At 63.1% G+C, this 18,503-nt stretch carries 19 protein-coding genes; 12 read left to right on the forward strand and 7 right to left on the reverse strand.

The genetic code is table 11. From position 1 onward, the window contains the following. Nucleotides 1-23: 23 nt before the first annotated feature. From FN835_RS05900 to FN835_RS05915, 4 genes are all read left to right on the forward strand, one after another. Nucleotides 24-512, forward strand: a complete 489-nt coding sequence (locus FN835_RS05900) for a GNAT family N-acetyltransferase (RefSeq protein ID WP_142662286.1) — start codon at nt 24-26, stop codon at nt 510-512. A gap of 54 nt (nt 513-566) precedes the next feature. Next, a complete protein-coding gene (locus FN835_RS05905; RefSeq protein ID WP_142662287.1) occupies nt 567-1,391 on the forward strand; it encodes a glycosyl transferase in 825 nt (274 codons plus the stop codon). Then, the gene (locus tag FN835_RS05910; RefSeq protein ID WP_142662288.1) at nt 1,379-1,912 is read left to right on the forward strand and encodes a hypothetical protein; all 534 of its coding nucleotides are present in this window, start codon (nt 1,379-1,381) and stop codon (nt 1,910-1,912) included. Before FN835_RS05905 ends, FN835_RS05910 begins: the two co-directional genes overlap by 13 nt. A 62-nt stretch (nt 1,913-1,974) precedes the next feature. Then, the gene (locus FN835_RS05915; protein WP_142662289.1) at nt 1,975-3,291 is read left to right on the forward strand and encodes a homoserine dehydrogenase; all 1,317 of its coding nucleotides are present in this window, start codon (nt 1,975-1,977) and stop codon (nt 3,289-3,291) included. Nucleotides 3,292-3,321: 30 nt separating this feature from the next. On the opposite strand, the gene FN835_RS05920 is transcribed toward FN835_RS05915, so the two are convergent. Further along, nucleotides 3,322-3,972 (reverse strand): GntR family transcriptional regulator, encoded by a 651-nt coding sequence (locus FN835_RS05920; protein ID WP_142662290.1) that lies wholly within the window; start codon nt 3,970-3,972, stop codon nt 3,322-3,324. A 31-nt stretch (nt 3,973-4,003) separates the two neighbouring features. Beyond that, nucleotides 4,004-4,702: a M48 family metallopeptidase gene (locus tag FN835_RS05925; RefSeq protein ID WP_185958601.1), complete on the reverse strand. Its 699-nt coding sequence runs from the start codon at nt 4,700-4,702 to the stop codon at nt 4,004-4,006. 140 nt (nt 4,703-4,842) lie between these two features. On the opposite strand from FN835_RS05925, the gene FN835_RS05930 reads away from it, so the two are divergent. Then, nucleotides 4,843-5,166, forward strand: a complete 324-nt coding sequence (locus tag FN835_RS05930) for an FYDLN acid domain-containing protein (protein ID WP_142662291.1) — start codon at nt 4,843-4,845, stop codon at nt 5,164-5,166. A gap of 141 nt (nt 5,167-5,307) precedes the next feature. Here FN835_RS05930 and FN835_RS05935 read toward each other — a convergent pair whose 3' ends face one another. The 5 genes from FN835_RS05935 to FN835_RS05955 all read right to left on the reverse strand — a co-directional run bounded on the left by FN835_RS05935 (nt 5,308) and on the right by FN835_RS05955 (nt 10,531). Next, nucleotides 5,308-5,817 carry a CarD family transcriptional regulator gene (locus FN835_RS05935; RefSeq protein WP_142662292.1) on the reverse strand — a complete coding sequence of 170 codons (510 nt, stop codon included), beginning with the start codon at nt 5,815-5,817 and terminating at the stop codon, nt 5,308-5,310. A 336-nt stretch (nt 5,818-6,153) separates the two neighbouring features. Next, on the reverse strand, nt 6,154-6,492 hold the full coding sequence (gene fdxA / locus FN835_RS05940) for a ferredoxin FdxA (protein WP_142662293.1): 339 nt from the start codon (nt 6,490-6,492) through the stop codon (nt 6,154-6,156). 175 nt (nt 6,493-6,667) lie between these two features. After that, nucleotides 6,668-6,943, reverse strand: coding sequence for an RNA-binding S4 domain-containing protein (locus tag FN835_RS05945; RefSeq protein ID WP_142662294.1), 276 nt, complete (start codon nt 6,941-6,943; stop codon nt 6,668-6,670). Further along, nucleotides 6,940-9,909 (reverse strand): helicase-related protein, encoded by a 2,970-nt coding sequence (locus FN835_RS05950; RefSeq protein ID WP_142662295.1) that lies wholly within the window; start codon nt 9,907-9,909, stop codon nt 6,940-6,942. The genes FN835_RS05945 and FN835_RS05950 overlap by 4 nt, the downstream gene beginning before the upstream one ends. Before the next feature lies 1 nt (nt 9,910). After that, complete coding sequence (locus tag FN835_RS05955) at nt 9,911-10,531, reverse strand: tetratricopeptide repeat protein (RefSeq protein WP_246098660.1); 621 nt, start codon at nt 10,529-10,531, stop codon at nt 9,911-9,913. A gap of 187 nt (nt 10,532-10,718) precedes the next feature. Here FN835_RS05955 and FN835_RS05960 point away from each other — a divergent pair, with 187 nt between their 5' ends. From FN835_RS05960 to parE, 7 genes are all read left to right on the forward strand, one after another. Further along, a complete protein-coding gene (locus tag FN835_RS05960; protein ID WP_142662297.1) occupies nt 10,719-11,003 on the forward strand; it encodes an SCP2 sterol-binding domain-containing protein in 285 nt (94 codons plus the stop codon). Nucleotides 11,004-11,008: 5 nt separating this feature from the next. Further along, entirely contained in the window at nt 11,009-11,959 is a 951-nt protein-coding gene (locus tag FN835_RS05965) for an alpha/beta fold hydrolase (RefSeq protein WP_142662298.1), read from the forward strand. A 57-nt stretch (nt 11,960-12,016) separates the two neighbouring features. Beyond that, the gene (locus FN835_RS05970) at nt 12,017-13,876 is read left to right on the forward strand and encodes a M3 family oligoendopeptidase (protein WP_142662299.1); all 1,860 of its coding nucleotides are present in this window, start codon (nt 12,017-12,019) and stop codon (nt 13,874-13,876) included. Beyond that, complete coding sequence (locus FN835_RS05975; protein WP_142662300.1) at nt 13,873-14,373, forward strand: GNAT family N-acetyltransferase; 501 nt, start codon at nt 13,873-13,875, stop codon at nt 14,371-14,373. The genes FN835_RS05970 and FN835_RS05975 overlap by 4 nt, the downstream gene beginning before the upstream one ends. Nucleotides 14,374-14,400: 27 nt before the next feature. Then, nucleotides 14,401-15,579 carry a dipeptidase gene (locus FN835_RS05980; protein WP_142662301.1) on the forward strand — a complete coding sequence of 393 codons (1,179 nt, stop codon included), beginning with the start codon at nt 14,401-14,403 and terminating at the stop codon, nt 15,577-15,579. A gap of 9 nt (nt 15,580-15,588) precedes the next feature. Continuing rightward, the gene (locus tag FN835_RS05985; protein WP_142662302.1) at nt 15,589-16,248 is read left to right on the forward strand and encodes a glutathione S-transferase family protein; all 660 of its coding nucleotides are present in this window, start codon (nt 15,589-15,591) and stop codon (nt 16,246-16,248) included. A gap of 102 nt (nt 16,249-16,350) precedes the next feature. After that, nucleotides 16,351-18,321 (forward strand): DNA topoisomerase IV subunit B, encoded by a 1,971-nt coding sequence (parE, locus tag FN835_RS05990; RefSeq protein ID WP_142662303.1) that lies wholly within the window; start codon nt 16,351-16,353, stop codon nt 18,319-18,321. Nucleotides 18,322-18,503 lie beyond the last annotated feature (182 nt).

The raw sequence follows: 18,503 nt of genomic DNA on the forward strand, positions 1-18,503 counted from the left end.
GGCTTTTCCGGGAAGAAACCACCATGCTGATCCGCCCTGCCGCACCCGCTGATATTCCGGCCATTCTGGAATTCTGGAACCCGATCATCCGCGAGACGACGATCATATTCTCCAGCGAGGAGCGCACGGTCGAAAGCCTTGGCGCGATGATCGACACGCGCCGCGCCGCCGGGCGCGAGATGCTGGTGGCAGAGCATGCAGGCGAGATTCTGGGCATTGCCACATATGACCAGTTTCGGGGCGGAAACGGCTATCGTCACGCGATGGAGCATACCGTGTTGCTGGCCCCTGCGGCGCGCGGCAAGGGCACAGGCCGGGTGCTGATGGACGCGATCTGCGTCCATGCACGGAATGCGGGGGCGCATACGATGGTCGCGGCAGTCGCCTCGGAAAACGGCGGCGGCATCGCGTTTCATGAGGCTATCGGCTTTCAGCGCGTGGGTCTGTTGCCGCAATCGGGGCGCAAGTTCGAGCGCTGGCTGGATCTGGTGCTGCTGCAGAAGACCCTGTGAGCCTTGTCACCGGCAGGGCCGCGTGACAGTCTTGCGCCAAAAGACGAGGACGGCATGAACGACGGGCGCAACGGCACGATCAAGCAGATCATCTGCATCAAATGGGGCACGAAATTCGGGCCGGAATTCGTGAACCGGCTGCATGGAATGGTGGCGCGCAACATCACACCGCCGTTCCGGCTGTTTTGCTTTACCGATGACGGCGCGGGGCTGCATCCCGACATCGCCGTTCGCCCTCTGCCCGAGTTCGAATATCAGGCCCCGCAGCGCACCAAGGGCAAATGGCCCAAATCCCGGCTTTGGGGTGATCTGGGCGATGTGACGGGCGTGGTGCTGTTTCTGGATCTGGATGTGATCGTGACCGGCAGCCTTGACGATTTCTTTACGCTGGGCGACCCGGACGATACTTATGTCGGTCTGAACCCGAATACGCCGCTGGAGAAGATGGGCCAGACCTCGGTCTATCGGATGCGGGTCGGCAAGCTGAAGCCTTTGCAGAATATTTTCCGCGCCGATCCGCAGGGCGCGGCGGACAAGTTCAAATACGAACAGCGTTTCGTCACCCGCAATGCCCCCGGCGGCGTCAAGTTCTGGCCCAAGGGGTGGCTGGCACATTTCCGGATGCATTGCGTGCCGAATTTCCCTTTTAACTATTTCCGCGACGCGCGCATTCCCGATGGCACCAAGATCGTGATCTTTCCGGGCAACCTGAATCCGCCCGATGCGATCGAGGGGCGCTGGGACGAAAAGGATACCCATCGCGCGCCCATGGATCACCTGCGCGCGACCTTTGACGGGCGGCGGCGTGAAAGCCTTGGCAAGCATCTGCGCCATTATCTGCGCCCGGTGCCATGGGTCAAAGACCTGTGGCGCGAATAGGCCCCCCACCCGAGACGCATTACGACCTGCCCACCGATTTCGCGGCGATGCTGGGGCAATGCGTGGCCAGTTTCGGCTGGCTGGAGGAAATCCTGAAGCGTGCGATTTTCGCGCTGGATCGTGCGCGGTTGGCCGATGATCTGACACCGCAGGAATTGCAGGTCTGGTTGCTGCGCATGGGCACGATCGCCGACGATTCCATGGGCACGCTGATCGAACGGCTGGACAGCTCGATACGCCGACATCCCGGTCTGGGCGACCGCGACGCCATTACCGATCAGCTGCATATGGTCAAACGGCACCGCAACCACCTGTGCCACGCCTCATGGCGTCCCACTGCCGATAAGGAGCTGTGGCATCCTGCATTCGTCAACACGCGCGGCGAGCCTTTCGACCATGCGCTGAGCATTGGCGATCTGCAGGCGATCCTGCGTGAAACGGTCGAAATCGGGCAGCGCGTCATCGGCGTCATGCGCGCCACCGGCATTCAGGGCTATTGGGCGGGCGACGATCAGGCCTAAGCCGCGTTGCAACGCAGACCGGCATCCGCTAACACGCCTTGACGCATAAGAATGAGCTTCACATGAACGCCCAGAATAAGGGGCAAGACGCCTCTCCGCTTCGTCTCGGCATCGCTGGCCTTGGGACGGTCGGCACCGGCACCGTCAAGATCATCCAGAAACACGCGGCGACGCTTTCGATGCGCGCCGGGCGGCCTGTCACCATCACCGCCGTCAGCGCCCGTGACAAGATGAAGAACCGCGACATGGACCTGTCGGCCTATGGCTGGGAACAGGATGCGCGGGCGCTGGCCGTGCGCGACGATATCGACGTGTTCGTGGAACTGGTCGGCGGCGATGAAGGTATCGCCCGCGAAGCCGTGACTGCCGCGCTGAAGGCGGGCAAGGATGTCGTGACAGCGAACAAGGCACTGCTGGCGATCCATGGTCAGGAACTGGCCGAGTTGGCCGAGGCCAATGGCTGCGTGCTGCGTTTCGAAGCCGCAGTCGCAGGCGGCATTCCCGTCATCAAGGCGATGACCGAGTCGCTGGCCGGGAATGAGATTCGCCGCGTCATGGGCGTGATGAACGGCACCTGCAACTATATCCTGACCCGCATGGAAAGCGCGGGCCTGCCCTATGAAACCGTCTTCGAGGAAGCCCGCCAGCTTGGCTATCTGGAGGCGGACCCGACGCTGGACGTGGGCGGCATCGACGCTAGCCACAAGCTGGCCATCCTGTCCTCGATCGCATTCGGCACGCGGCCTGCCTTTGATGCCGTTGAGATTGAGGGGATCGAGCGGGTCAGCATCGACGACATCCGCCGCGCCGCCGATATGGGTTACCGCATCAAGCTGCTGGGCGTCGCGCAGATGACGGGCCGGGGCCTGGAACAGCGCATGTCGCCCTGTCTGGTGCCTGCCGACAGCCCGCTTGGGCAGTTGCAGGGCGGCACGAACATGGTGGTGATCGAGGGCGACTCGGTCGGCCAGATCGTGCTGCGCGGCGCAGGTGCGGGCGAAGGCCCGACCGCCAGCGCCGTCATGTCCGACATCGTGGAAATCGCCCGCGGCGTGCGGATGCCCAGCTTTGGCCAGCCCGCGACGGAACTGATGCAGGCGCAGGCCGCGCGGACCGCTGTGCCCGCCGCCTATTACATCCGCCTGCAACTGACCGACAAACCGGGCGCATTGGCCAAGGTCGCGACGGTGTTGGGCGATTCCGGCATCTCGATCGACCGGATGCGGCAATATGGCCATCAGCAGACGCAAGGCATCGCGCCGGTCCTGATCGTTACGCACAAGACCACGCCCGAGGCCATAGACCACGCCATCGCGGAACTGCCCCGCACCGGCGTCATCGCAGGCGAGCCGGTCGAACTGCGCATCGAAGAAGTCTAAGACACCTAAGGCCCGCGCCAGTCGCGGGCCTTAGCCTTGGGCCAGATGCCGTAGCCCATGCGTCACATCTGCCCTGACCGCCAGCCGCAGCCCCGGCTCATCCCCCGCCCGCAACGAGGCAAGGATCATACGGTGATGGCGCGGCGGCTCCTGCCGCTTTACGCGACCGTAAAGCGCGCGCATGGTCGGGCCAAGCTGCAACCAGACGGTTTCCAGAATCGCCAGCATCGCGGGGGCCTGCGCGCGAAGATACAGCGTGCGGTGAAATTCCAGATTGGTGCGGATATAGGCGACGGCGTCATGCGCCTCGGCCGCCTCGCCGATCGAGGCGTTGATCAGCGCCAGACGTTCGATCAGCGCCTGATGGGCACGGGGCAGTGCGCGGGTAGCCAGTTCCGGCTCGATCAAGGCACGCAGCGCGGCCAGTTCCTCGATCCGTTCGACCGACAGTTCCGGGGTGGTGATGCGTCCCGACGACGACACGGTAAGCGCACCCTCGGCGGCAAGGCGGCGCACTGCCTCGCGCGCGGGGGTCATCGAGACGCGATGTTCGGTGGCAAGCCCACGCAGCGTCAGCGCCTGTCCGGGGGGCAGTTCGCCCAGCATGATCCGCCCGCGCAGATGACGATAAAGCCGTTCATGCGCGGGAGCTTCGGTGGTGCGGGGGGATGCAATGTTCATCCCGTCTCTGTGATCACAAAACCCGCTGTCGTCAATCCGTCATTTCGCGGAACCGCCACGCCATCAGTTCATGCCCGTGCTGCTTCAGCCATGCGCGGTGGCGCTGGTATTCAGGCACCAGCCGCCCTGTCGCGGCCCAGAAAGCGGCGGAGTGGTCCATATGTGCCAGATGCGCGACTTCATGCGCGGCGACGTAATCCAGCACCTCGGGCGGGGCCATTGCCAGCCGCCACGAAAACATCAGCTTGCCGTCATGCGTGCAACTGCCCCAGCGCGAGCGCGTGTCGCGCAGGCTGATCGCCGCAAAGCTGCGCCCCAGACCTGCGGCGTGGCGGTCGCAGGCGGCCACCAGGCGCGCATGGGCCAGCTGACGCAGCCATGTCTGCACCACCGTCCCCACGGGCCGGGATTGCGGGACCAGCAGCGCATCCCCCTCGACCCGAGTGGCGCGCAGGGCAGCAGAGGTGACGCGCAAAAGCCGACCTTCGACCGGCAGCAGGACGCCATGGGCAACGACGCTGGGCGGCGGCATCGCAGCCCGCATCCGGCGCAGCCATTCCACCCGAGATTCGGCAAAAGCGCGCCCCTCGCTCAGGCTGGCGCGCAGCGGCAGGGTCAGCACCACCTGCCCTTCGGCCCGCGTCACGCGAAGGACCATGCGGCGCGCGCGCCCCGAACGACGCAACCGCACCGGAATGTCGCCATCGACCAGAATGCTTTCCACGCTCATGCGTCTTGAACCCGCCCCCGTCATCGCCTAACTATTCGGCCCGACCGCGCCTTGCCCGCAAGGGGAAAAGGCTTTGACAGCCCCCGCCACCTGTGGCAGGGGTCAGCGGATTTATCTAACTGTGGCGGAAAGAGAAGACCATGCCCAAAGAGGAATGGGGCACCAAGCGCCTGTGCCCCCATTGCGCGACCCGCTTCTACGACCTGACGAACGACCCGATGACCTGCCCGGCTTGCGGCAATCAGTTCACGCTGGAAAGCCTGACCAACGGTCGTTCGCGCTCGCTGATCTCGGAAAAGACGGCAGCGCGTGACGACGATCAGAACGATCTGGTCGATGACGAGGATCTGGATCAGGACACCGATGGCGGTGATCTGGACGACGATCTGCTGGATGATGACGATGATGACGGCGATGTTTCGCTGGACGAAATCGCCGATGTGCCGGATTCGGACGACGACTGATCCCGGACCCGTCCGACGCCACGAAAACGCCCCGGCCGCAGATACGCGACCGGGGCGTCTTCATCTTCGGGCCATGCTGATCGCAGCCATGAAAAAGGGCGCCACTATGGGCGCCCGATCATCGCTAAGACTGCCGCCCAGTCAGGCCGCGCGGTTCACCAGGGCCGCATCGACCTTTTTCTGGGCACCGGTTTCGTCCATGCCACCGACAGCCGCCACTTCGCGGGTCAGGCGGTCAAGGGCCGCTTCGTAAAGCTGACGCTCGGAATAGGATTGCTCGCGCTGATCGTCGTTGCGATGCAGGTCGCGCACGACCTCGGCAATCGACATCAGATCGCCCGAATTGATCTTTTGCTCATATTCCTGTGCACGGCGCGACCACATGGCACGCTTGACGCGGGCTTTGCCCTTCAGCGTCTCAAGCGCGCGGTCCACCAGATCGGGGGTCGAAAGCCCACGCATACCGATTTCAGACGCACGTGCGGTCGGCACGCGCAAAGTCATCTTGTCTTTCTCAAACGAGATCACGAACATCTCAAGGCGCAGGCCCGCGATCTCCTGCTCCTCGATGGAAACGATGCGCCCCACGCCATGGGTCGGATAGACCACGAAATCATCGGGACGGAATTCGGTCTTCTTGGTTTTCGACATAGAGCTTCCTTCACAGTGACGCCTTTACGGGGCGCAAAAAGCCCCAAGGCGGGTTAAAACCCGACCTTATGGGCCACCATTTTTGTTCTTGCGTCCGGGCCGGGCAGTCGGTCAGGACAGGGGCAGCATTCATCACAGGGCCGCAAATGCAGCCTTATGGACGTATTGTGTCACGAAGCTATCACATTTTTCGCCCGAAATCAAAGCAGATGCCATGCGATTGCTGCATGGCCTGCATGCAATGGGGAATATTTTGCGATCAGCACGTTAGCCCCGTGCTGCAAGCGCAAATCCGCCTGCTGCACTGCACGAATCACTTGCCCGAAATGGCGCGGATCAATCGCCCTCGCCCGGCGCTTCTGAAAAGTATTTCTCAAGCTTGCCGGTCTGCCCGTCCATCTCTTGATAGCCGGGCATCGGATCTTTCTTCCGGGTGATGACCGGCCATTGTTCCGAGTATTTCCGGTTGAACTCGACCCATTGCTCCATGTCCGGTTCGGTATCGGGGCGGATCGCGTCAGCCGGGCATTCCGGTTCGCAAACGCCGCAATCGATACATTCGTCGGGATGGATGACCAGCGTGTTCTCGCCCTCGTAGAAGCAATCCACGGGACACACCTCGACGCAATCGGTGTATTTGCACATGATGCAGTTATCGGTGACTACGTAGGTCATGGGTAAAGTTCCTGCTTCCTGGCCGGCTAGTTACGCTTGGCTGAGGTCTCAATCAAGGCCGGCAGGATCGAAAAGACGCGCATCCGATGAGCCGGCCAGCCACGCGGACGCTTGTTCCAAATCTTTGGCCTTCGGCGAAACGCTTTCCTGCCCCAACCGCCGCATGATCCAAGAATCAGTGCGTCAGTTCGTCGTAAAGCGTCGCAGCCTCGGTCGCGGGGCCACGTCTTTCGCCCAGATCGACCACGCGCAAGACCCGGACCCTGCCATGCGCCGACACGGTGACGGTATCACCGCCGCGCACGTTCTGGGCTGGCTTGCGACAGGGATTGCCGTTCAGGCGGATGCCGCCCGCGCTGATCGCATCCGCGGCAAGCGTGCGGGTGCGAAACAGCCGGGCGTGATGCAGCCAGCGATCCAGACGGATGCCGGCTGCGCCCCCCTCGCTCACGACTTGTTCTTGAGCGAGGCGAGAATTGCGAAGGGACTATCCGGGTCCATCGGCTTTTCTGCGCGGGGCGGACGTGCCTCGAAGCTTTTGGGGCTTTCGTGGCGCGGTTTACCCTTGCCATCATGGCGCGGCTTGCCTTTCGGCCCGCGTTCCTGACGCTCGCCGCGTTCGCCACGGTTTTCGTCACGACGCTTGCCTTCGAAACGCGGCTTGCCTTCGCCCTGAGGCTGCCCGCCTTGCGCATCGCGATCGCGGCGCGGGCCACGTTCGCCCTGCGGACGCGGGCCGCGTTCGGCACGTTCGCCACCACCGCTGCGTTCGCCACGCTGCTGATCGCCGCCACGTTCGGGACGGCGGTTGCCACGCGGACGCGGTGCCCAGGTGAAGGTATAGAACACCTCAACCTCGGGGGCAGATTCTTCGCCCTCGGCTTCGGGGGCAGCGCCTTCCTCGGCTTCGGCGGCCTTGCGGGCCGCTTGCTCGGCTTCCCATTTGGCGCGCGTTTCGGCGGCCAGAACGCTTTCTTCCTCGGTCAGCGGGTGTTCACCATCGCCAGCCTCGGCAGCGGGTGCGGGTGCAGCGACCGCTTCGGCGCGCGCCTTCGGACGCTCGGCCTTTTCGGCACGATAGCCCAGACCTTCCATCAGGCCCGAGAACTGCTCCAGCGTCATGCCGGTGATCGACAGCATGTCCGGCGTCGCCTCAAAGCCCGCGCGGCTGTCCTGACCGCGCAGCATGTCGGCAAGACGTTCCAGCATGTCGATGCGAATCGCGCGGTCGCCCGCCGGGTGATAGCCCGACAGAGTGTAATAGCCTTTCGGCACGTCGGGCAGATTTGGAATCGTCACCAGACCCGGCGGCGGGCTTTCCGGGAATTCGCCCAGACCCTGATCCAGACCCCACAGCACCAGCCGCAGCCGGGTCGGCGCGGGCTTCAGCAGCGCGGGCTGGAAGATGGTGAACTGACCGAAACGAACGCCATGCTTGCGCAGCAATCCGCGCGAATCCTGATCCAGTTCCTTGACCTCATTCGCCACGCCTTCGCGGGGGATGACGCCAAGCGCCTCGACCAGACGGAATGCGAAGCCGCGGGCCAGACCCGTCAGCGTTTCGTCGTTCTTCAGCGCCAGCAGCGGTTCGAATGCGGTCGCAACCTTACGATCAATGAAGTGTTGCAGGCGGCGGCGCACTTTTTCGGCGATGTCCGGCCCTGCCTCTTCGTCAACGAAAGGCTCGACGCCGGGTTTCAGCGCCTCGGCGCCTTTCACCAGCTTGCCCACGGCCGAGCTGCCCCACATCAGGCCGCCCTGCTCGGTAAAGTCCAGCTCGGTATCAGGCGCGTTATAGAACCTGTCGGCCCGCAGATGGAATTCGGGTTTCAGCGCCTCGTAGGCGGCGCGAGACAGCATACGCGCCTCGTCCCCGGTCGCATTCGGATCGGCGCGGAAGCGGAATCCCTCCAGACGGCCGGCGAATTCGCCTTCGACCGTCACTTCACCCTTGTCGTTCACCTCGGCCAAAAGGCTCTCCTTCTGTTTGAGCCGGCGCAGAAGCACAGAAGTGCGCCGGTCCACGAATCTTTGCGTCAATGCGGCATGCAGCGCATCCGACAAGCGATCTTCTACAGCGCGCGTCTCTGCCCGCCAATGGCTTTCGTCCGAAACCCAACCCGTGCGCTGCGCCACATAGGTCCAAGTGCGTATATATGCCAAACGTTTCGACAAAGTGTCGATATCGCCCTGCACTTTGTCGATCCGCTGGATCTGACCCGCCAACCAGTCGCCCGGAACACAGCCATCTTGCAGGAAACCATAGATGCGCGCCAGCAGCGTCGAGTGTTCGGCAGGCGAGATCGAGCGGAAATCGGGAATCCGGCACACATCCCAAAGCAGCCGCACATCCTTGGGGTGGGTCACGCGGTCCCGAATCTCGGGCATCGAGACCAGCGCTTTCAGCGCGCGCAGATCATCCGCTTCGCGACCACGCGACAGCCATTCGCTTTCGGGCGAGGTCTCAAGGCTTTGGATCAACCGATCCACCGTGCCGTATTCCAGATTGGCATTGCGCCACATCAGCCGGGAAATCGGCTGGAAGCGGTGGTTCTCGATCGCCTCGATCAGCCCCTCGTCCAAGGGGCTGGCATCACCGGTGACGCCGAAGGTGCCCGGCTCGGTGTGCCGACCTGCCCGTCCGGCGATCTGGCCCAGTTCATGCGGGAACAGCGGACGATAGCGGCGACCGTCGAATTTTTCCGTCCCCGAAAAGGCGACGTGGCGAATATCAAGGTTCAAGCCCATGCCGATGGCGTCGGTCGCGACCAGATAATCCACCTCTCCGGCCTGATACATGGCGACCTGCGCATTGCGTGTGCGCGGCGACAGTGCGCCCATGACCACGGCGCAGCCGCCCTTTTGCCGCCGGATCAGTTCCGCGGTGGCATAAACCTCATCGACCGAGAAGCTGACGATGGCCGAACGCGGCGGCATCCGGCTGATTTTCTTTGATCCCGCCCAGGACAGCGTGGAAAACCGCTCGCGGCGCATGAATTGCACGCCGGGCACCAGCGCGGCGATGGCCGGGCGCATCGTGTCGCTGCCCAGAAACAGCGTCTCGTGCAGGCCGCGTGAATGCAGCAGGCGGTCGGTAAAGACGTGGCCGCGTTCGGGATCGGCGCAAAGCTGGATTTCGTCGATGGCGACGAAATCCGCGCCGACCTCGGGCATGGCTTCGGTGGTGGCGACCCAATATTGCACACGGTCGGGAATGATGCGTTCTTCGCCCGTGACCAAGGCCACGACGCTGGGGCCGCGCGCCTTGACGATGCGGTCATAGACCTCGCGCGCCAGCAGGCGCAGCGGCAGGCCGATGACCCCGGTGCGATGCGCCAGCATCCGTTCGATCGCGTAATGCGTCTTGCCAGTATTGGTCGGGCCGAGGACGGCCGTAACCCTTGATCTGTCCTGCATTTCAGGCGTCCGTGCCTTCGTTCTTTTCTTGCAGCCGTGTCACGGCATCCGCCGCATCCTGCTGATGGGGGTGGATCTTAAGGCTGGCGCGATAGGCATCCATCGCACGTTTGTCGTCGCCCAGTTCTTCGAACATGACGCCCAGCTGGGTCAAGGCGCCGAAATGGCGCGGCTCAAGCTTCAGGGTTTCGGCCATATCGGCGATTGCAGGGCCGAAATCGCCTTCCAGATAAAAAGCCACGCCGCGCAGATACCAGCCGCCCGCAAAATCCGGGGCGTGATCGGTCAACGCCGTCAGATGGCCGATCGCACTGCCGGTATCGCCCGCGTCCAGCGCCGCTTCGCCGCGTTTGTAAAGCATGTCCATCGCGGCAGAGCCCGAACGCGACCATATCCGCAGAATATCGGTTTCGGCGCGCGACCAGCTTTCGCCTTCGGGCTGGGCCAGTTCGGCGAACAGGCCGTCCAGATCCTCACGCTCGCGCAGGCGGGCCTGCGCCGTCGGCTCGGACGGCTCAGTGGGCGTCGTTACCGGATCATCCAGCGGCACGGCGGGCGAATCATCAGGGGCAGCTTCGCCCTCGGGTGGAGGGGCAGCTTCGGGCGCCGCATTGTCCTGCACGTTTAGCACGTTGGGAACAGGCGGAATTTCCTGCGCAGCAGCGATAGCGGGGGATAACACCTGCGTCATCGGCCCCAGGAATAACCCTGCCGCTACGGCAATGTGGAAATGGGGGACTGGCCAACGCATAAGCACTATGTAACTGTCCACCCAACCCATTTCCAGACACAGTCAGGGGAGAATTCAGATGAGCAAAGTGGTTGACGCCGCCGTGGCCGCGCTGGACCCGAAAGCCAAGGGCTTTGACGGCACCGCCAAATTCGTCATCGAAGGCGAAGGCGCCGTCTATATCGACGTCAACGGCGCGCGCGCTGCCGATGACGAAGCGGACGTGACCCTGACCGCCAGCCGCGAAACCTTCGAAGGGCTGCTGTCGGGCGATGTGAACCCGACCACCGCGTTCATGACCGGCAAGCTCAAGGTCGATGGCTCGATGGGCACGGCCATGAAGCTGGGTTCGATCCTGGGATAACGGGCATGACGCCCGCGCCGTTCAACACGCTGCCGGGTGATGCCCCGCCCTCGGCCCGCACCTTTTGGCTGCAGGCCGAGGATGGCGTGAAACTGCGCGCCGCCCATTGGGCAAGCGGCGCGGCGGAAATTGCGGGCACGGTCCTGCTGTTCCCCGGCCGCACCGAATATATCGAGAAATATCGCCTTGTCGCCGATGACCTGAACGCGGCGGGCTTTCATGTGATCGCCATGGACTGGCGCGGACAGGGGATGTCGGACCGCCTGCTGCCCGACCGCCGCCCCGGCCATGTCGGGCGCTTTGCCGATTACCAGCTTGACGTGATCGAGCTGGTCGTCGCAGCGCAGGAACTGGACCTGCCGCGGCCCTGGCACCTGCTGGCCCATTCGATGGGCGGGGCCATCGGGCTTGCGGCGGTGCTAGACGGTCTTCCGGTCGAAACCGCCGTATTCTCGGCACCGATGTGGGGGCTGAAGCTGTCGCCCATGGTGCTGCGGCTGGCGCGCGGGTTGTCGGCAGGCGCGGGCGCAATCGGGCGCGGCGACATCCCGGCCATCGGATCGGGTGGTTACGACCCCTTTGTCCTGAAGATGAGCTTTGCGGAAAACATGCTGACTTCGGACGGGCCGCGCTGGGGCAGGATGGTGGCCGAGGCCGCGACATGGCCGGAAAACTGCATCGGCGGCGTCACCAACCATTGGCTGCGCGCGGCACTGGCGGAATGCGACCGTCTGGCCGAAGCCGTGTCGCCGCCCCTGCCCATGCTGGTGGCGCTTGGCGGGCAGGAAAAGATCGTCTCGCCGCAGGCCATCCGGCACCGTGTCGCGGCATGGCCCGGCGCGCGCCTGCTGGAACTTCCCGACAGCCGACACGAACCGATGATGGAACGCGACGTCATCCGTCAGGCTTTTCTTGAAGCCGCGGTTGCCCATTTCCGCGACAGCCAACCGGCCTGATGGGGTTGCAGCCCGCGGACCAAACGGTCAAATCTGGCTCAACCGAAAGGAATGACCATGACGACCTCCCCCGCGAATCGCCTTTTGAACCGCCGCGAAATCCTGCGCGACGACAACTCCGCACTGCCCGCCAGCAAGCCCGCCGTCGATCTGGGCGATCTGCCCGAATGGGATCTGACAGACCTTTACGCCGCCCCTGACGCACCCGATCTGGCGGCCGACCTTGCTACGCTAGGCAAGGCTTGCACCCAGTTCGCGCGCGATTACGAAGGCCGTCTGGCCGCGCTGGAAGCCAGCAAGATGCTGGAATGCATCGAACGTTATCAGGAAATCGACATTCTGGCCGGTCGCATCATGTCCTATGCGGGGCTGCGCTATTACCAGAACACCACCGATGCCGCGCGCGCCAAGTTCATGGGCGATCTGCAGGACAAGATCACCGAGGACACGACCAAGCTTGTGTTCTTCAGCCTTGAATTCAACCGCATTCCCGATGCCCGCTACGCCGAGGTGTTCAGCGCCGAAGCTGGCCCGGCACGCTACAAACCCGTGTTCGACCGGATGCGTGCCCTGCGCCCCTATCAGCTTTCCGATGAGCTTGAGCGTTTCCTGCATGACAATTCGGTCGTCGGTGCCGCTGCGTGGAACCGACTGTTTGACGAAACCACCGCCGGTCTGACCTTTGACATCGACGGCGAGGAGACGGGCATCGAAGGTACGCTGAACCTGCTGTCGGATCATGACCGAAGCAAGCGCGAGGCAGGTGCCAAGGCGCTGGCCGAAACCTTCGGCAAGAACATCAAGCTGTTTGCCCGCATCACCAACACGCTGGCCAAGGAAAAGGCCATCGAGGACAAATGGCGCAAAATGCCCACGCCCCAGACGGCGCGGCACCTGTCGAACCATGTCGAGCCCGAGGTCGTCGAGGCGCTGCGCAATGCCGTCACCGCCGCCTATCCGCGCCTGTCCCATCGCTATTATCGGCTCAAGGCCAAGTGGATGGGTCTGGACAAGCTGCAGGTCTGGGACCGCAACGCCCCCCTGCCGACCGAGGATCAGCGCCTGATCGCGTGGCCCGAGGCGCAGGCGACCGTGCTGGACGCCTATGCCGGGTTCTCACCCAAGCTGGCGGAACTGGCGCAGCCGTTCTTTGACAAGGGTTGGATCGACGCTGGCGTGAAAGCTGGCAAGGCTCCGGGCGCATTCGCCCATCCGACCGTCACCACCGTCCATCCCTATGTGCTGCTGAACTATCTGGGCAAACCGCGCGACGTGATGACGCTGGCGCATGAACTGGGCCACGGCGTCCACCAGCGTCTGGCAGCGGCACAGGGGGAATTGCTGGCCTCGACCCCGCTGACGCTGGCCGAGACGGCAAGCGTCTTTGGCGAGATGCTGACCTTCCGCGCGCTGCTGGCCAAGACCTCGGACCCCGTGCAGCGCAAGGCGCTGATCGCCGGCAAGGTCGAGGACATGATCAACACGGTGGTGCGCCAGATCGCGTTCTACGACTTTGAATGCAAGCTGCACGCCGCCCGTGCGCAGGGTGAGCTGACACCCGACGACATCAACGCGCTATGGATGTCGGTGCAGGGCGAAAGCCTTGGCGATGCGTTCGAATTCATGCCGGGCTATGAGACCTTCTGGACTTATATCCCGCATTTCATCCACTCGCCCTTCTACGTCTATGCCTATGCGTTTGGCGACGGGTTGGTGAACGCGCTTTACGCGGCCTATGAAGACGGTTTGCCCGATTTTCAGGACAAGTATTTCGCGCTCCTCTCGGCTGGTGGTTCGCAGCATCACAAGGAATTGCTGGCACCCTTTGGCCTTGACGCCTCGGACCCGGCATTCTGGGACAAGGGCCTGTCGATGATCGAAAAGCTGATCGACGAGCTTGAGGCGATGGAGGCATGATCGCACTTGCGCCGCTTGGTCGCCACGAAATCGACCGGGTGGCGCATATCTCGGTCGCGCCCGAGCAAGAGCAGTTCTGCGGCTCGATCCCCTATCACTTCGCGCTGGATGAGCCGGAATGCGATTTCCACATCGTCCTGCGCGACGATCGCGTGGTCGGTTTCTTCAAGATCGACCCTGCCTTTGCCAGTCGCTACGGTTTTGCCACCCCCGATGAGGTCGGATTGCGCGGCATGATGATCGATCAGGCAGAACAAGGGCGCGGCACGGGCAAGGCGGCAATGTCGGCCCTGCGCCCCTATCTGGCGGCGCGCTATGACGCGCCGACCTGTGTGCTGACCGTCAATGTGGTGAACCCTGCCGCCCGCGCGATCTATCTTTCTGGCGGCTTTTATGACGAAGGCGCGCTGTATCACGGCGGCAGGATCGGGCCTCAGCACATTCTTCGGTTGAATTTGCATCAAAAACCCATCGCTCGGGGCGGTGAACTGGCCTAACCTGCGGCGCAAAGCATGGGGGACGGGATGCGGTTTCTGCGACGGTTGTTTCTGATGATCCTGACATTGGCAATTCTGGCTGCCGCCATCGTGGCGATCTTTGGTCCCGCCTTCATGGAACGGCGTCTGAACCACATGACCGGACCCGCCGAGGGCTGGCCCGTCACCCCCGAAGCGCAGGCATTGCACGACCGTCTGGTGATCGGCGACTGGCATTCCGACGCGCTGCTGTGGGACCGCAACCTGCTCAAGCGCGTCGATCGCGGCCATACCGACATTCCGCGCCTGATCGAAGGCAATGTGGCCGTGCAGGTCTTCACCACCGTCACGAAAAGCCCGCGCGGCCAGAATTACAGCCACAATTCGACCGAGGCGCCGGACAACATCACCCCGCTGTTCATCGGCCAGCTTCGCCCGATCCCCAGTTGGTTCAGCCTCAAGGAACGCGCGCTGGTGCAGGCCGCAGCCCTTGAGCGCGCCGCCGAACGTGCGCCGGATCAGTTGCGCATCATCCGCTCGGCCCAGGATTTGCAGGAATTGCTGGATGCCCGGCGCAGCGGCGCGAAAACCGTTGGCGCGATCCTTGGATCCGAAGGCGGCCACCCCCTAGAGGGCGATCTGGCCAATCTGCGCGTGCTATATGGCGCGGGCTTTCGCCTGATTGGGCTGACGCATTTCTTTGACAATGAATTGGGCGGCAGCCTGCACGGCGAAGGCGGCACGGCATCCGGTCTTAGCGAATTCGGGCAGCAGGTGGTGCGCGAAATGCAGGAACGCCGCATGATCATCGATCTGGCCCATGCCAGCCCGCAGATGGTGCGCGACGTTCTGGCCATGCCCGGCACGCGGCCGATCCTGTCGCATACCGGCATTCACGGCCAATGCGCCAGCCCGCGCAACCTAAGCGACGATCTGGTCAAGGCGATTGCGGCCAAGGGCGGCGTGATCGGCATCGGCTATTGGAGCGATGTGAACTGCGGATCGACCCCGGCTGACATCGCGAAATCCATTCAGGCGGCGATTGTTCTGGTGGGGGAAGATCACGTCTCATTGGGTTCGGATTACGACGGCTCGGTCGATGCGCCCTTCGATGCGGCGCATCTGTCGTCGCTGACGCAGGCACTGATGGATGCGGGCCTGTCCGACGATCAGATCGCCAAGGTCATGGGCGAAAATATGATGCGCTATCTTGCTGAAATGCTTTAGGGAAATATCATGCTTGAAATCCACGGCGTCACTCGCTCGCGCGCCTCGCGCATTGTTTGGCTTTGCCATGAGCTGGACCTGCCCTTTCGTCAGATCCCGGTGATCCAAGCCTATCGCCTGCCCGATCCCGACGCGCCCGACGCGCCCCCGAACACACGCTCGCCTGAGTTTCTGGCGCTGTCGCCTGCTGGTGCGATCCCCGTCATCCGTGACGGCGATCTTGTGCTGACGGAATCGCTGGCCTGCAACCTGCATATCGCGCGCCAGCATGGTGGCGTGATGGCCCCGGAAAATGCCGCCGAAGACGCGCTGATGCAGCAATGGTCGCTATATGCCGCGACCGCGATCGAACCCGACGCGCTGCAGGTTCTGTATCTGCACAAGCCCGGTCAGGCCCAACCCGGCGAGGTTCAGGCACAGGTCGCCAACGCCGCCGAACGCCTGATCCGGCCGCTGCGCGTCATCGACCAGCATCTGGCGCAGCACAGCCACATGGTCGGCGACCGCTTTACCGTGGCCGATATAAACGTGGCGGAAATCATCCGCTATGCGCAGGGGCATCACGAACTGATGTCGCAATTCCCCGCCATCCGCGCGTGGCTGGAACGCTGCCAGTCCCGCCCGGCATTCGCAAAAATGTGGCAAGAGCGTCTGGCCGAGCCGGAATAAGCCACAATCCATAGTGCCGGGCGTGGGTGCGAACGCTTCCCCTTGCCCCGGCCTGCCCCGGCATGAGATAACGCCGGATCAGAAGAACAAGACGAGCAGAGCATGGCCGACGATCTTTTCCCCGTCACGGATACCGCGACCGAAAGCTATTCGGCGGCCTCGATCGAGGTGCTGGAGGGGTTGGAGCCCGTCCGCAAGCGCCCCGGTATGTATATCGGTGGCACCGACGAACGCGCCCTGCATCACCTTGTCGCCGAAATTCTGGACAACTCGATGGACGAAGCGGTGGCGGGCCATGCCAACCGCATCGAGGTCGAGCTGATGGCCGATTATTCGGTCGTCATCCGTGACAACGGGCGCGGCATTCCGATCGACCCGCACCCGAAATTCCCCGGCAAATCCGCGCTGGAGGTGATCCTTTGCACGCTACATGCGGGCGGCAAGTTCTCGGGCGATGCCTACCAGACCTCGGGCGGCTTGCACGGCGTCGGCGCATCGGTCGTGAATGCGCTGTCGGACACGATGATCGTGCAGGTGGCGCGCAGCAAGGAATTGTTCGAACAGCGTTTCTCGCGCGGGGTGCCGCTTGGCCCGGTCGTCAAGATCGGCGCGGCCCCGAACCGGCGCGGCACCACCGTCACCTTCCATGCCGACGAAGACATCTTCGGCCATCACCGCTTCAAGCCGGCACGGCTGATCAAGATGGTCAAGTCCAAGGCCTATCTGTTCTCGGGCGTGGAAATCCGCTGGAAATCGGAAATCGATGACGGCGAAACGCCGGTCGAGGCGGTATTTCATTTCCCCGGCGGTCTGGCCGATTACCTGACCGAGACCTTGGGCAATTCCAGCACCTATGCCGACCGCCCCTTTGCCGGCAATGTGGATTTCAAGGAGAAGTTCAACGTTCCGGGCAAGGTCGATTGGGCGATCAACTGGACGCCGTCGCGTGACGGTTTCATCCAGTCCTATTGCAACACCGTGCCCACCCCCGAAGGCGGCACACATGAAGCAGGCTTCTGGGCCGCGATCCTCAAGGGCATCCGCGGCTATGGCGAGCTGATCAACAACAAGAAAGCTGCGCAGATCACGCGCGACGATCTGGTGACCGGCGGCTGTGCGCTGGTCAGTTGCTTTATCCGCGAACCGGAATTCGTCGGTCAGACCAAGGACCGCCTTGCCACGGTCGAGGCCGCGCGCCTGGTCGAAGGCGCCGTGCGCGACCATTTCGACAACTGGCTGGCAGCGGATACCAAGTCGGCGGGCGCGATCCTTGATTTCCTTGTCCTGCGCGCCGAGGAACGGCTGCGCCGCAGGCAGGAAAAGGAAACCGCCCGCAAGACCGCCACGAAAAAGCTGCGCCTGCCCGGCAAGCTGGTCGATTGTTCGGCCACCAACCGCGAAGGGACCGAGCTTTTCATCGTCGAGGGCGACTCGGCAGGTGGTTCGGCCAAGATGGCGCGCGAAAGAAACAAGCAGGCGCTGCTGCCCCTGCGTGGCAAGATCCTGAACGTGTTGGGGGCGGCGTCGTCCAAATTGGGTCAGAACCAGGAAATCAACGATCTTTGCCAAGCGCTTGGCGTCGGCATGGGGTCGCGTTTCAACGTCGATGACCTGCGTTACGACAAGATCATCATCATGACCGACGCCGATGTGGACGGCGCGCATATCGCATCACTGCTGATGACGTTTTTCTTTACCCAGATGCGCCCGCTGATCGACAAGGGGCATCTGTATCTGGCCTGCCCGCCTTTGTATCGCCTGACCCAAGGCGCGCATCGCATCTATGTCGCCGATGATGCAGAAAAGGAATTCATGCTTGCCAAGGGTCTGGGGGGCAAGGGCAAGATCGACGTGCAGCGGTTCAAGGGTCTGGGCGAAATGGATGCCAAAGACCTGAAGGACACCACGATGAATCCTCTGACGCGCAAGCTGATCCGCGTCTCGATCGATGAGGATGAGGGCGGCGAAACCGGCGATCTGGTCGAGCGGCTGATGGGCAAGAAGCCCGAGCTGCGCTTTCAGTTCATTCAGGAAAACGCCCGCTTCGCCGATGCCGCCGAACTGGACGTATAACGGGGGACGACGATCCCCGTTTTCTTCCATCGTTTCTAACCGTGCTGAGGTTTCATCTGGCCGGTTTTGGTCATGTGGGTGACCGGCGGAACAGCAGCATCACCTGCCCTCTTGCCTCGCGTTATGGACAGTTGACCAAAGGTGGTCGCGTCGGATCGCGTGTCTGACATAGGCGCTTGGCT

It is taken from the genome of Paracoccus laeviglucosivorans (genome assembly GCF_900182695.1).
Lineage (GTDB): Bacteria > Pseudomonadota > Alphaproteobacteria > Rhodobacterales > Rhodobacteraceae > Paracoccus > Paracoccus laeviglucosivorans.